The organism is Floccifex porci (assembly GCF_009696175.1).
In the GTDB taxonomy this organism is placed as follows: Bacteria; Bacillota_I; Bacilli_A; order Erysipelotrichales; family Erysipelotrichaceae; genus Floccifex; species Floccifex porci.
Genome location: NZ_VUMM01000015.1, coordinates 27,403 through 40,919, shown reverse-complemented (window position 1 = coordinate 40,919; position 13,517 = coordinate 27,403). Strand labels below are relative to the sequence as shown.

General features: G+C 30.7%; 13 protein-coding genes. 8 read left to right on the top strand and 5 right to left on the bottom strand.

Annotated features, from left to right (window positions below; translation table 11 throughout):
- On the top strand, positions 1–221 hold a 221-nt coding region (locus FYJ50_RS07555), incomplete at its 5' end, for a hypothetical protein (protein WP_205946476.1).
- A 37-nt stretch (positions 222–258) separates the two neighbouring features.
- Here FYJ50_RS07555 and FYJ50_RS07550 read toward each other — a convergent pair.
- Complete coding sequence (locus FYJ50_RS07550) at positions 259–1,443, bottom strand: peptidoglycan bridge formation glycyltransferase FemA/FemB family protein (RefSeq protein WP_154460674.1); 1,185 nt, start codon at positions 1,441–1,443, stop codon at positions 259–261.
- 86 nt (positions 1,444–1,529) lie between these two features.
- On the bottom strand, positions 1,530–3,053 hold the full coding sequence (locus FYJ50_RS07545) for a nitrite/sulfite reductase (protein WP_235900946.1): 1,524 nt from the start codon (positions 3,051–3,053) through the stop codon (positions 1,530–1,532).
- Positions 3,054–3,116: 63 nt separating this feature from the next.
- On the opposite strand from FYJ50_RS07545, the gene FYJ50_RS07540 reads away from it, so the two are divergent.
- The 7 genes from FYJ50_RS07540 (at position 3,117) to FYJ50_RS07510 (ending at position 9,582) form a co-directional block, all read left to right on the top strand.
- Complete coding sequence (locus FYJ50_RS07540; protein ID WP_154460672.1) at positions 3,117–3,644, top strand: precorrin-2 dehydrogenase/sirohydrochlorin ferrochelatase family protein; 528 nt, start codon at positions 3,117–3,119, stop codon at positions 3,642–3,644.
- A 7-nt stretch (positions 3,645–3,651) separates the two neighbouring features.
- The gene (gene cobA, locus FYJ50_RS07535) at positions 3,652–5,910 is read left to right on the top strand and encodes a uroporphyrinogen-III C-methyltransferase (protein WP_154460671.1); all 2,259 of its coding nucleotides are present in this window, start codon (positions 3,652–3,654) and stop codon (positions 5,908–5,910) included.
- Positions 5,900–6,412, top strand: a complete 513-nt coding sequence (locus FYJ50_RS07530; protein ID WP_154460670.1) for a biotin transporter BioY — start codon at positions 5,900–5,902, stop codon at positions 6,410–6,412. Before cobA ends, FYJ50_RS07530 begins: the two co-directional genes overlap by 11 nt.
- An 86-nt stretch (positions 6,413–6,498) precedes the next feature.
- Positions 6,499–7,200 carry a LytR/AlgR family response regulator transcription factor gene (locus FYJ50_RS07525; RefSeq protein WP_154460669.1) on the top strand — a complete coding sequence of 234 codons (702 nt, stop codon included), beginning with the start codon at positions 6,499–6,501 and terminating at the stop codon, positions 7,198–7,200.
- 1 nt (position 7,201) lies between these two features.
- The gene (locus FYJ50_RS07520) at positions 7,202–8,026 is read left to right on the top strand and encodes an ATP-binding protein (RefSeq protein ID WP_154460668.1); all 825 of its coding nucleotides are present in this window, start codon (positions 7,202–7,204) and stop codon (positions 8,024–8,026) included.
- Between the two features lie 4 nt (positions 8,027–8,030).
- Positions 8,031–8,816 (top strand): hypothetical protein, encoded by a 786-nt coding sequence (locus tag FYJ50_RS07515; protein WP_154460666.1) that lies wholly within the window; start codon positions 8,031–8,033, stop codon positions 8,814–8,816.
- 64 nt (positions 8,817–8,880) lie between these two features.
- Entirely contained in the window at positions 8,881–9,582 is a 702-nt protein-coding gene (locus tag FYJ50_RS07510) for a hypothetical protein (RefSeq protein WP_205946475.1), read from the top strand.
- A gap of 193 nt (positions 9,583–9,775) precedes the next feature.
- Here the strand turns inward: FYJ50_RS07510 and FYJ50_RS07505 are convergent, their stop codons facing one another.
- Genes FYJ50_RS07505 through FYJ50_RS07495 form a run of 3 tightly spaced genes read right to left on the bottom strand, consistent with a single transcriptional unit; the run spans position 9,776 to position 13,489 of the window.
- Complete coding sequence (locus FYJ50_RS07505) at positions 9,776–11,488, bottom strand: aminopeptidase P family protein (RefSeq protein ID WP_154460663.1); 1,713 nt, start codon at positions 11,486–11,488, stop codon at positions 9,776–9,778.
- Positions 11,478–12,164, bottom strand: coding sequence for a pseudouridine synthase (locus FYJ50_RS07500; RefSeq protein ID WP_205946474.1), 687 nt, complete (start codon positions 12,162–12,164; stop codon positions 11,478–11,480). The genes FYJ50_RS07505 and FYJ50_RS07500 overlap by 11 nt, the downstream gene beginning before the upstream one ends.
- Positions 12,161–13,489: an RsmF rRNA methyltransferase first C-terminal domain-containing protein gene (locus tag FYJ50_RS07495; protein WP_154460662.1), complete on the bottom strand. Its 1,329-nt coding sequence runs from the start codon at positions 13,487–13,489 to the stop codon at positions 12,161–12,163. Before FYJ50_RS07495 ends, FYJ50_RS07500 begins: the two co-directional genes overlap by 4 nt.
- Positions 13,490–13,517 lie beyond the last annotated feature (28 nt).

The following is a 13,517-nucleotide window of genomic DNA, read 5'->3' as shown; positions in this document are numbered from 1 at the left end:
ATTACATCAATCATTATCCTCAAAAAAGATTGAATGGTAAAACATGTGGACAAGTACGAAAAGAATCTTTAGAACAAAAGGAATTTACACAATATCCAATTATTCCATCAGTAAGATATGTAAGATACTGGAATGAAATTGAATCAAAGAAGAAACATCAAAAAGAAATGATTATAGAAGAAATAAAAAACAACCCAAACCAAAGTGGAATGGGTTGTTGATCGATGAGATTTTTAAATATTTCCCATGTCTACTTGACTAGGGTTGTATCACATTGCCATTAAATCCTTTTTTAAATAAATATACCCCATAATCTTCTGCAGAGTCATCAAAGATTCCACTGATTCCATATAAATTATATCGTTTAAAACCATGATCGATACAGTATTGAAGCATATGCCAGTGAAGGGCGTATGGAGAACAATACTGCATGTATTTTTCATAAACTCCACTCATTAGACACAAAACTTCCTGTCCATAAGTGAAAAATAATCCAGCAGCCAATATAATATTCTGTCCATCTTCTTCTATGATCTGATGGCCTTTTTCCATTTTTTTTATAATCTGATTTACCTGTTGTTGTGCCAAATCCATTTTTCTGCGGATTTTTGGACTTTCCTGCTGTGAAAGTCTTTTTTGCGATTGCGATATAACGTTCTGATTTTTTTGAAGATCTTCTTCTAAACTATGAATATAATCCATCATGTCCATCTGTGCATATAAAAATTGTACATAACCATCTTTATTAAAAGAATTGTATACATTTTCATAATAACCATCTTCTCTGAATTCAAAGCCTCTTCGTAAAGTGGTATCTCTGATTACATTTTTATAAATGTGAAGATGATTTAAATCCATTTCATGAATTTGAATGTTGTATCGAATGACATGTTGTATACTTCTTTGTGCTTTTCTTTCCATTCTTTTTAAACATTGTTCTTTTGTAATGGAATCGGTATCAATGGTATACATCCACCGTGGTTCTCTTAAAGGGTCAATGCCACGAGTAAATCCTTCATGGGAATAACCTGTTTTTAACAAATGTTGAAAAATGTAATCAAAATTATATCCATTTTCAACAATGTTTCCATGAATATCTCTTTCTTTATAGGGGATGTAAGGATCCATATGTAGATAGAGACATTTTTTCTTTTTTAAATAAGGAATTAAATGATGATGGAAAAAATCAAAAAGTTTAAGATCTGTGAAATCTAGTAGAGGACCTCTCATTATTTTACAATAAGAATAAGAACGAAATATTGGAACAAAAGACAACATGCAGGCAGCGATAATATGATTCTGATCGATAATGCCTACATAAGAAGTTGAATAGCCTCTGTTTTCTCGCATTTGAGCCATATTGGTTGTCTGCCAGAAATTGTTGTTGGGATAAGCATTTGAAAATTGTTGAAACTCATCCTTTGATAATTCTTTAAATAACATATTATAAACCTCTTTTATAAAAAGATTATAACATCTTATGTAAAAAAATGCCCTCTTATGCAAAAAAACTCTGTATATAACAGAGTTTAAATGTATTTTTGTGCAATTTTTTCAATACCATCTGGATTTTTTTGAATCCATTCATTAAATGTGCAATGGTCATTTGTGATGATCGTACCTAGTTCTACTAAGAATTCAGGAATCTTATCCTGAAGGATGGCACCCACTTCTTTTCCCATTGTTTCTTCACCTTGTCTGTCGTTTCCGCAAATATATAACATAAAAGCAGACGCTGGTTTTTTATCCACCAGTTTTGTATGTCCTCTAAATCCAATTTGTCCAATCTGATGGGTTCCACAAGAAGATGGACAGCCAGAAATATGAATCTGACATAACGATTGACAAGGAATATTGGCTTGACGCACGGCTTGTATACAATTCTGTAGAAGAGCCTGTGAATCTCTTAAACCAACCTGACATGTGCTGGCACCGATACAGGAAACAGAGGTTTCAAATAAAGATTGTGCATTGTCACTGGAAATAACATCCTGTACCAGTTTAGCTTCTTTAGCTGTTAAATTAATGATGTAACAAGATTCATCTGGGGATAAACGAAGCTGTACGTCTTCCATATTCTGAATGGTTTCATTTAAAGCAATTAATGTATTTAAATCTGGAGAACCACCAATTGGATGGTAAAGTACAGAATACAGTCCATCCTGTTTCTGAGGAAGAATTGTATATCCTTCTATAGAACCTTCTCCTTTTTTTGAAACAATGGAAGGATAAACTTCAATTTTTAAATCTTCTTTGAAAGCTTCATCAAGGTTTTTATTAAAGATTTCAATGAAGGCGTCATTTCCACCAACAGCTTCAATCATATAACGAGTACGTGCTTTTGCTCGATTGGTATAATTTCCATGTTGAAGGAAAGTGTCACGCATCGCTTTAATATAATATAGAATGTTTTCCGGATTTACCTTTGTTGCGACCTGCAGACCAAAACGTGGATTGTTTCCCAAACCTCCAGCACAATAGACATCAAATGTACCATCCTGGCAAGCAACAAATCCCAGATCTCTAAAAGTGGCATGTGTTACATTGTCTTTTGAATTCGAAAAGCCCACTTTTAATTTACGAGGCATTTTTTCTGCTTTGATTAAAGTCAATAAATAGTCACTGGCTTTTTTCGCATATGGTAAAACATCAAAACATTCATCTTTTTGAACACCGGATAATGGAGAACACATGACATTTCTAGGAAAATCACCTCCACCGCCTAATGGAACAATACCAAAGTCCAGTACATTTTCATAAATCGGATACAGTTGTTCTTTTGTCAGATCATGCAACTGAATGGTTTGACAAGTTGTAAAGTGAGCACGGGAAACATTGTATTCTTTCATTGTATTTACTACAAAATTAAATGTTTCTTTTGAAATCACACCACCTGGCATACGTAAACGAAGCATACTAGCTTTTCCACCTTTTTGAGAATAGGATCCATAAAATCCAGAAAATCCTTTGTATTCTTTCATATTCATCTGTCCAGAATAGAATAAATCTGTTTTTTCAATAAATTCAGGTAATTCATTTTTATATTGATTCATAATGTATACCATTCCTTTTCTTTAATGATAAACTAATTAAAAAGATTATGCTACAATATTTTCATGGCATATTTTCCTTTTTTTATAGATATCACAGATTGTAAAGCACTGGTTGTTGGCTCAGGTCCTATTGCCCAAAATAAAATAAAAATATTAAAGGAATTTGGAGCAAAGGTAACAGTCCTTTCAAAACAGGAAAACAGTGATGTGACTAAAGAATTTGAAATACAGGATCTGGATGGATTTAACATTGTTGTGGCAGCTACCAACGATTCACAATTGAATCATAAAATATCATTGGAATGTAAAAAAAGAAACATTTTAGTCAATGCAGTGGATCAGAAAGAAGACTGTACATTTATATTTCCATCTTATATTAAACAGAAAGATGTAGTAGCAGCTTTTTCTTCTTCTGGAAAAAATCCTGTAATTTGTCAGTATTTGAAAAAAGAAAATGAATCGATTGTAACCCGTCAATTAGGGGAAATAAATGATAGAATGGAAATGATTCGTAAAGAATTAAAAAGTGTAGATGGACAGACTCGTAAAGAAATATTGAAAGAGTTTTTATATAATCAATTAGAAAAATAGGTGATTTATGCATATAAAAGTTGGAACCAGAGGATCTAAACTGGCTTTGATACAAACGCATTCGGTTGTGGATGTTTTAGAAAAAGCATATCCTTTTCATCAGTTTGAAATTGTTGTGATTCATACCCAGGGAGATTCGAATTTAAAACCATTGTCGCAAATTGGAGGGAATGGATTGTTTATCAATGAAATTGAACAGCAATTACTGGATGGAACAATCCAGATGGCTGTACATTCTATGAAAGATCTTCCTTGTCAGTTAAAACATGGATTGGTTTTATCAAAAACATGGAAACGAGCCGATAATCATGATGTATTGATCTTGAATCATGAGAACTTTAATGAAAAAGGTGTAGTAGCTACAGGAAGCATTCGCCGAAAGAAACAGATCCAGCAGCTCTATAAAGACATAGAAGTGGTGGATATAAGAGGAAATGTAGATACTCGTCTTAAAAAGATGAAAGAACAGGACCTGGAAGGTCTGATTCTGGCAAAGGCGGGAATTGAAAGATTGAATCTGGATGTGAATTATAAAGAATTGCCTTACCAGCAAATGATTCCTTCCTGCTGTCAGGGGGCTTTAGCAATTGAATTAAGAGAAGATAATATAGAATTACTGGAAATGGTGAATGTCTTTTGTGATGAAACAAGTGATCTGGAAATACAGACAGAAAGAGCTTTTTTAAAGGAGATGAACAGCTCCTGTCAGAATCCTATAGGAGGGTATGCAAAAGTAGAAAAAGGACAGATTACTTTTCATGGATTATTTGGTTTAGACCATTTATATACAGCTTGTTGTACCGGAAAAGATCCTGAACAGGTTGCCAGACAAGTGGCCAAAGACATACGCAAACAGATGTCTGGAATGGTTTACATAACGGGAGCAGGACCTGGAAATATTGGAAATGTTACTTTAAAAGCATTGGAAGTGGTAAAAAAAGCGGACTGTATATTATACGATCGATTGATTCCTCAGAAATTACTACAATATACAAAAGAAGATTGTGAATGTATTTATGTTGGAAAAGCCAGTCATAATCATACTTTAAAACAGGATCAGATCAATGAATTAATGGTTCAAAAAGCACTGCAGTATAAAATTGTGGTTCGTTTAAAAGGAGGAGATCCTTTTGTGTTTGGAAGAGGATATGAAGAAGTACAGTATCTAAGATCAAAAGGAATTCCATATGAAATCATATCTGGTTTATCTTCTTCTATTGCAGGACCTGGTTCACTTCAGATTCCATTAACTCATCGAAACGTATCCAATGGATTTCATGTGATTACCGCTCATAATTCAAAAGGAGAATATATGGATATTGATTTTGAATCTTTATCCAAATCAAAAGAAACGCTTGTGTTTTTAATGGGTTTAAAAAAAGTAAAAGAAATCGCTAAGAATTTAATACAGCATGGCATGGATGAAAATATGCCCATTGGCATATTGTCTAATGTTTGCATGGAATCCAATCAGAATCAGTTTTCAACTTTAAAAGATATTCAGAATGAATCTATTTCTGTTTCTTCTCCTGCTATTATTATTGTAGGAAAATGCGTTTCTTATCATCAGGAAAATTCAAAGCTTTATTCAGAAAAAACAGAATTGGTTCTTCCTAAAATTGGAAAACAGAAATCCAGATTAGCGGCTTTACTGGATTCTTATATTGTTCATGAAATAATGGTTTCTCAAATTGAAATGATTCCATATAAAATCCAGGAAATTCCAGATATAATACTTTTTACAAGTCAGTATGGAATAGATGGTTTCTTTAAATATATAGAGGACATACGAAAATATTCACATACAAAATTTGCAGTAGTAGGAAAGAAAAGTGCACAGCATTTAAAATCCTATGGCATTCAGGCCGATTTTATTCCATCTATTTATAATGCGGATACATTGTTGAATGAATTAATAATAAATTCAGACCAGACAGTGTATTATTTTTCATCCGATAAAAAAGATGAAATCGATCAGTTAATAGATAAATGCAACTATCATAAAGTGAGTGTATATCGTAACGACCCTTGTTTGATTCCATCGATGAATGTAAAGTATCCTGTTATTTTTACATGTGCTAACAATGTATCTTTGTTTTTAAATTCGATTTCAAATTTAGAAGAATTTAAAGAAAAGGGAGTGGCCTATTCTATAGGAAAGAAAACAACAGAACGTTTAAAGGAATTTGGAGTAAAACATATATATGAAGCAAAACAGGCCAGTTATGAATCATTAAAGGAGCTTATTTGTCATCATGAAAACTAAAGATGTGACATATATGGCTTTATTTACCGCTTTAATTGCGATTGGTTCTAAAATTCAGATTCCTTTGGATTTTATAGGAATGCATTTTACTTTACAATGGCTGTTTGTTTTACTATGTGCTCTTTTACTGAACAGAAAACATGCCTGTCTTACTTTAATGACTTATTTATGTTTAGGATTATCAGGAGCACCTGTTTTTGCTTCTGGAGGAGGAATTGGATATCTACTAAAACCAACTTTCGGTTTTCTTTTCGGTTTTCTGGTGGCCGTTTATGTGATGAATTCCATACAGACAACTACCATAAAGAAAACCATAGCCGGTTTATTATCCTATTATTTCTGTGGTTTTTTCTATTATTGTTTTATGATGTATATTTTTTATCAGCAGCCTATTGGAATTATAATGGCATTTATCAACTGTTTCCTTACAATCTTTCCTGATTTCCTTTTATGTTTATTCTCATGTGAAATTTATAAAAGATTAAACAAGTTCATCTATTAAAGATGAACTTTATTTGTATAATTTCAATAAAATAAATTTACGAAAGATTGATTTGGATATTATAATACTACCAAGAGGTTTGTTTTATGATTTATATTGCGATATGTGATGATCAGATTCATCAGATTGAAAGAATAAAAAAATGCATTGAAAATATGAATTTAAAAGAAGTTAATATTTATACATTTACAGATGAAAAAGAAATGATATCTTTCTGTAAAAATAAAAATCGTAATTTTATTTTTATATTGGATATTGTTTTACAGAATAAAGTCAGTGGAATTGATATTGCCAAAAAAATCAATCATCTGTTTGAACAGCCCATTGTATTGTTTATCAGCAATTATCTGGAAAAAGTAACTGATATATTTGAGGTAGATCATTGTTACTTCATTTATAAACCAGAACTGGAAAGACGTTTAAAAGATGCTTTAGAAAAAGCGATACAGATTTATAATAACAACAGTCGTACCATTTCTTTTAAATCAGGAATGGATACATTTGTTGTTCCTTTAAGTGATATTTATTCCATAGAAAGAATCAAACGATACAGTTTAATCAAGTGTAAAGATCATACTTACCGGGTATTGGATGATTTTCAGGCATTATTTCCTAAATTAAATGGATATTTCCATCAGTGTCATCAATGTTATATCGTAAATTTTATGAATGTAAAAGAATTTAATAAAAAAGAATTTATTTTAAAAGATCACTCTTATGTTCCCATCAGTCGTTCTCGTTTAAAAGAAACAGAATATAGCTTTCAGATGTTTTTAAAAGGATTGTAGTATGAATGCGATAAAAATAATTTTAAAAGAAAAAGATATTTTGATATTTATTCTATGTGAGCTCATTATGACCGGTTTTGCCCCTTTATTCTGGATGAGCAAAGCAAAAACAGTGAATGTGATCTTACTGGCAGTATTAATTATTGTAGGTTCTTATTCTTTATATCTATTGTATAAAATCACAAAAAAATTTGATCAGCAATCAAAAGAAAATGCCGAAAAAGAAATTATATTGAAACAGAAAGAAATACAGAATCAGCATATAGTAGCGACAATGCAGATGAGCAAAGATTTAGGGGAACTGGAATTAAAACTTCAAAAAGAATTGTATAACCAGGATATTACTTCAACCAAACAGATTGACGAATATATTAAAACGCATTATGAATCTTTATTTATGTTTTATACGGATAATAAGATCGTTGATTCTATTGTCTACAACAAAGTGATGCTGATGAAGAAACTGCATATTAAATATTCAATTGATATTGTGATTCCTTCTAATTTAAATATAGATAATATTGTATTGATTTCAGTTTTAGGAAATTTACTGGATAATGCTATAGAAGCTTGTGAACAGGTTAAGTTTTCAAGACGTTTTGTGAATTTAAAAATGAATGTAAAAAGAGGGTATTTGTTAATTGAAGTTCAAAACTCCTGTCTGGAAAATACCAGTATAGAGAAAAGTTTAAAAGAAAAGCCAGAAGAACATGGAATCGGCTTAAAGATCATTGAAAAATACTGTAAAGAATATGATGGAATATTTGAGACTGATATTTCCAGTCAACAAGTATCTTCTTTTGTATCTTTGAAGATAAAGGACTAGGGATATGGCAGGATATACAAATTTATATTTACATTTTATTTTTCTAATTCAGGAATTAAATTATTGTTACTTTATAGTTCATTTTTTTGATTCAGAAAATAAAAAACGGGATTTCTTTCTTATTTTATTCATGTATCATTTTGTATATGATCCGATTGCTTATGAACTTCAGAATAATATTATATTTAAATTTATCTGGGGAACGATTTCTTTATTGAGCATCTGGTTTTTATATCATAAAAAAAGTTCAGTATTTAAAATCTTAACATCTTATATGATTATGGTTGTGGTCATGAGTTTTACGGAATTAATATTATTGGGATATCTACATCTGATTAATTACGATCTGTCACATATTGATATGTTGAGTTATCCAATGTATTTATATTGTATACAAGGTATTTTATATTTTATTTTGTTCACATTGTCTTTAAAATTATTTTCAAAGCGATATTTAATATTTTTAAAAGAAAACATCTATTTAATTTTCTTATATATCAACCAGGCAATTATTTCTTATTTTTCAGCTGGATGTTTATTGTATTTAACAAATTCGAAATATATAGTCTATATTTTCTTGATACAGATATTTTTATTTCTTTTTCAATTGGTTTTATTAATTATATTGTATAAAAGAAGTCTGATAAAACAGAATGAGATTACAATGTGGATGTTAGAAAAAGAATATGAGAAACAATTGGAGATGTATATGGATATTCGTGCCAATCAGGAGGAATATCGAATGTTAAGACATGATATTTTAAACTTTATACAGAATCATAGAGGTTAAAATGAATGATTTTCTATATATGAATTTTATTTTTCTGTTGCAGGAAATAAATTATGGTTATTTTTTGGTGTATTTTTTACATTCAAAACATAAGATAAAAGATTTTTTGTTGATTCTATTTGGGTTTCATTTTATTTTTAATCCGGTTGGAAGTTTATTAAAAAATCAGTTGGGATTGAAGTTTGTATGGGGTCTGATATTTTTGATGGGATTATATCTTTATTTTAGAAAAGAAGCATCTTTATATCGAATTATTCTAGCTTATGTGGTATTGGCAACTGTAATGTGTTTTGGAGAACTGATTTTAATAGGATTCTTTAATATATTCATTGGGAAAGTAAATCAGATGACAATGATGGATTTTCCTTTCTGGTTTTATATCATTCAATTTTTATTCGATTTTATTTTATATACAATATGCATTCAGTTTATATCAAAACATTGGTTTGTTTATTTAAAAGAAAATGTATTGCTGATTCTTTTATATGTTAATCAGATGATTATTTTATACTTTAGTGTTGCTTGCTTAATTTATAAAGGTTATATGGTTACAATTCTACATTTCTTTTTATTTTTGTTTCAATTTGGAATTTTATATCTTTTCTATAAAAGAAGTGTAAAGAAACAAAGAGAATTAACTGTATTGATGTTAGAAAAAGAATATGAGAAACAATTGGAGATGTATATGGACATTCGTGCCAATCAGGAAGAGTATCGAATGTTAAGACATGATATTTTAAACTTTATACAGAATCATAGAGGATAAAAGACTACAAAAGATAAAAACCAATCAGGCTATTTTTTATGTAAATGGGGGCATGGATCCTATCTTTTTCTATTTTAGTATATAATAGAAATAGAATATGAATGTCATCCCATTTGTTTGTTTTCAGTACAGGGAATTTGATTATGATATGGGTTGGGATTTTGACAGAATTGTATTCAAAAAAGCTCGCTTTTTAAGCGAGTTTTTTAGTATATTCTTTTAACCATTCTTTTTCTTCTTTATTTAAATAAGGACTTAGTAATTGATAGGTTTTATGATGATATTGATTTAGCCATTCTATTTCAGATTTATCCAGTAAAGAAAGATCAATACAATCTAAATCGATGGGAACATAACTTAATGTTTCAAAATACATAAACTGACCATACATGTTTTTATTTCCTTTTTGAACAACCATATCATTTTCAATTCGAATGCCATATTGATTTTCTTTATAGATTCCTGGTTCATTTGTCACAACCATACCTTCTTCTAAGATGGTATCTTCTTTTCGAGTATCGGTTTTATACCAGCGAATTCCATGAGGGCCTTCATGAACATTTAAACAGAAACCTAGTCCATGACCTGTTCCACATTGATAGTCCAGATCTTCATTCCATATAGGCTGCCTTGCCAGTATATCCAGCTGAATTCCAGAACATCCATATAAGAATTTTGTTTTGGATAACTGAATATGCGATTTTAAAACAGTTGTGAAGTCTTTTTTAAATTCATCGGATACTTTTCCTAAAGAAAATGTTCTTGTGATATCCGTGGTTCCATTTAAATATTGTCCTCCTGAATCCACCAGAAAACTACCTTCTGGTTTTAAAATAGAAGAATGGTCTTTGGAAGGCTGGTAATGCATCATGGCTCCATTTTCATTATAAGCACATATACTTCCATAGTTGACTTCAATATATCCAGGTAAGACTTTTCTAAAATCATGAAGCTTTTTAACCGCATCATATTCTGTAATGGTTTTGGTTCTGACATTTGTTTTTAGCCAGTAAATAAATTTGGTTAGAGCTGCACAATCCAGAATCTGACATTGTCGAATGTTTTCGATTTCTATTTTATTTTTACAGGCTTTTATCAATTCACTGGGATTGGTTTGAAATACTGGGTGTTTGATTTTTGAAATCAGTTCATAATTCACCTGATTTTCATCCACAGTAACAGGCTCTTGTATCTGTTTTATGTCTTTATAGATTTCTAAATAATCTTTGATCTGAATGTGATGGTTTTTAAAATAAGAATCGTCTTTTATTTTATCTTTTTTTATATATAAAACGGTCTGGTTCGAATTCAATAATAAATAAGATAAAAAGACAGGGTTGCTTGTCGCATCATATCCTCTGCAGTTTAAAAGCCAGGCAATATCATCTAAGTTTGTAAGAAGATGAATATTGGATTTACATCTTTTTAAAACTTCTTCTCTTTTTTCTTCAAAACTTTTACCAGCATATTTTTCATCCAGTATAAAAATTGGAACCATTGGAAAATCAGGACGATCGTTCCAGATTTCAGAAATAAAATCAATGGAGGTTACAGAACCTATTTCATCCACAAATGATTTTGTGACTTTTTTTCCATCTAGACCAATATGTTTTCTTGTTTTTAAATATTGAAGAAAGTTTTCGTCTTCTATGATTTGGATACAGGTATCTTTTAATTCTTTTTTTGCCTGTATTGTATAACGACCATCGGTATAAAAGCGACATTCTTTATCTGTAATAATGAGATGTGCATTGGATCCGGTAAAACCAGTTAAATATTCTATACAGCGAAAATATGGATGAATAAATTCACTGTTATGATCATCTCGGGTGGAAACATAATAAGTATCTATATTCTTTTTTTTCATTAAAGCCTGAATGGCTTGTATTTTTTGATCAATATTCATATAAATCCTTTATTTCTTCTTCGGTTAACGTACGGTATTGGCCACTTTCCAGTCCATCCAATGTCAAAGAACCAAATTGTACCCGCTTTAAATAGGTAACTGTACACCCGATTTTTTCAAACATTCTTTTGACCTGATGATATTTTCCTTCACATATCGTTAAGTAGGCACTGCGATTATCAATGTATTCAAATTCTGCAGGAAGGGAAGTAAACTCTTCAAAAACAATTGGCTTAGAGAATACATCTTCTGCATTATCAGGTATATCGGTATCTACCTGAACATAATACTTTTTTAAAACATGATTTTTAGAAGATAATAAACGATGATTCAATTCTCCATCGTTTGTCAACAATAAAAGACCTTCTGTATCTTTATCCAGTCGACCAACGATTCCTACATCTTTTCGAATGCATGGAACCAGTTCCATTACCACAGGATAATGGGAATCTTGAGTAGCAGATAAAAAGCCTGCGGGTTTATTGAGTAAATAATACTCATAAGAAACATAATCTACACGTAATCCATCTACATATACAATGGTTTCTTCATCTACTTTCGTATCAACTTTCTTAACAATCTGATCATTGATTGAAACATGTCCTTTCTGAATCAGTTTTTTGACTTCACTTCTTGTTCCAATCTGCATGTCCGCTAAAAATTTATCCAGTCTCATTTCCATCTCCATCCTTGTGCATATTTATTTTTTATCGTTCCTTTATCGATTTTTCCAAAGCCAAGAGGATATCCTTCTACACATATAAGAACCCATCCTTTTAATTTTGATGAAACCTGAATGGTTTCTCCTTTTAAATATCGAATGACTCTTTCATCTTCTTTTGAAAAATCAATTGTGGAATCAAATTCTTCTTTTTTCAAATGCATCGCAAACGCCTGAGAAGGCTCAAAACGATTCTTTTTACAGTCTCCAATATATAAACCTGAACGTAACAATCGAATTCTTTTGGTATTAAAATTGGGAATAAAATAGAGTTTTTCTTTACGGATTTCAAAAGTTCCATTCGAAAATGTTTTATTCACATGAGAAAAAAAATCTTGTATCCATTCATTTTGAATGGAATTTATCGATACAATCTGTTTTTCTTTTGATTGTTTTTCTCCTTTTTGTAACAGAGTGGTAAAATGACCTTCTCCTTTTACTTTATGAGGATAAATTCGTATACATTCTGGATGTTGAATTCCTCTTTCAAAAGAATCATATAAATCAATAGACAATAATTTTAATTGAGGACATATAGATAACATATAATCAATGATATCTTCATTTTCTTCTTTTGAAAACGTACAGGTAGAATATACCATTTGTCCGCCTTCTTTTAACATCGATAGAGCACTTTTCACAATTTCTTTTTGAATAGAAACATAATATTGATTTCCTCTTTCAATCCAGCTTTTTATTAAAGAAGGATCTTTATGAAACATTCCTTCTCCAGAACAGGGAGCATCAATTAAAATTTTATCAAATGTGTCTGGATAAAAAGAAGATAATTTTGATATGTCTTCACTGGCTACAAAAACATTTTGACATCCCCATTTTTCGATATTATGTAAAAGCGCCTGTGCTCTGGATGCCGATATATCATTGGAAATCAAACAGCCACTTCCATTGAGTTTATTTAAGATTTCTGTGCTTTTTCCTCCAGGAGCGGCACAAGCATCCAGCACAAGGTCTCCTTCTTCGATTGGAAGGACCTGAGCAGGAATCATAGCACTGGGTTCCTGCAGATAATAAAGTCCAGCATAATAAAAAGGATGTTTTGATGGTTTATCGTTTTCATCGTAGTAAAATCCGTTGGTTGTCCATGGTATGGGTTTCAGATGAAAAGGACTGATCTTTAAAAAGTCTTCTACAGAAATTTTTGTCGTATTGATTCTTAATCCATATGCGACAGGATTTGAAAAACTCTGAAGATAATTTCCATATTGATCCTGTAGAAGATCTTTCATCTTTTTCTGATAGTTTTCTGGTAAATTTGTCATGAATAAATTTTAACACAAAAAAAACCAG

What these genes read in the sequence shown, in the direction of transcription:
- FYJ50_RS07550 (WP_154460674.1), bottom strand. Translation starts at nt 1,443, where the DNA reads ATGTTATTTAAAGAATTATCAAAGGATGAGTTTCAACAATTTTCAAAT.
- FYJ50_RS07545 (WP_235900946.1), bottom strand. Translation starts at nt 3,053, where the DNA reads ATGAATCAATATAAAAATGAATTACCTGAATTTATTGAAAAAACAGAT.
- FYJ50_RS07540 (WP_154460672.1), top strand. Translation starts at nt 3,117, where the DNA reads ATGGCATATTTTCCTTTTTTTATAGATATCACAGATTGTAAAGCACTG.
- cobA (WP_154460671.1), top strand. Translation starts at nt 3,652, where the DNA reads ATGCATATAAAAGTTGGAACCAGAGGATCTAAACTGGCTTTGATACAA.
- FYJ50_RS07530 (WP_154460670.1), top strand. Translation starts at nt 5,900, where the DNA reads ATGAAAACTAAAGATGTGACATATATGGCTTTATTTACCGCTTTAATT.
- FYJ50_RS07525 (WP_154460669.1), top strand. Translation starts at nt 6,499, where the DNA reads ATGATTTATATTGCGATATGTGATGATCAGATTCATCAGATTGAAAGA.
- FYJ50_RS07520 (WP_154460668.1), top strand. Translation starts at nt 7,202, where the DNA reads ATGAATGCGATAAAAATAATTTTAAAAGAAAAAGATATTTTGATATTT.
- FYJ50_RS07515 (WP_154460666.1), top strand. Translation starts at nt 8,031, where the DNA reads ATGGCAGGATATACAAATTTATATTTACATTTTATTTTTCTAATTCAG.
- FYJ50_RS07505 (WP_154460663.1), bottom strand. Translation starts at nt 11,488, where the DNA reads ATGAATATTGATCAAAAAATACAAGCCATTCAGGCTTTAATGAAAAAA.
- FYJ50_RS07500 (WP_205946474.1), bottom strand. Translation starts at nt 12,164, where the DNA reads ATGAGACTGGATAAATTTTTAGCGGACATGCAGATTGGAACAAGAAGT.
- FYJ50_RS07495 (WP_154460662.1), bottom strand. Translation starts at nt 13,489, where the DNA reads ATGACAAATTTACCAGAAAACTATCAGAAAAAGATGAAAGATCTTCTA.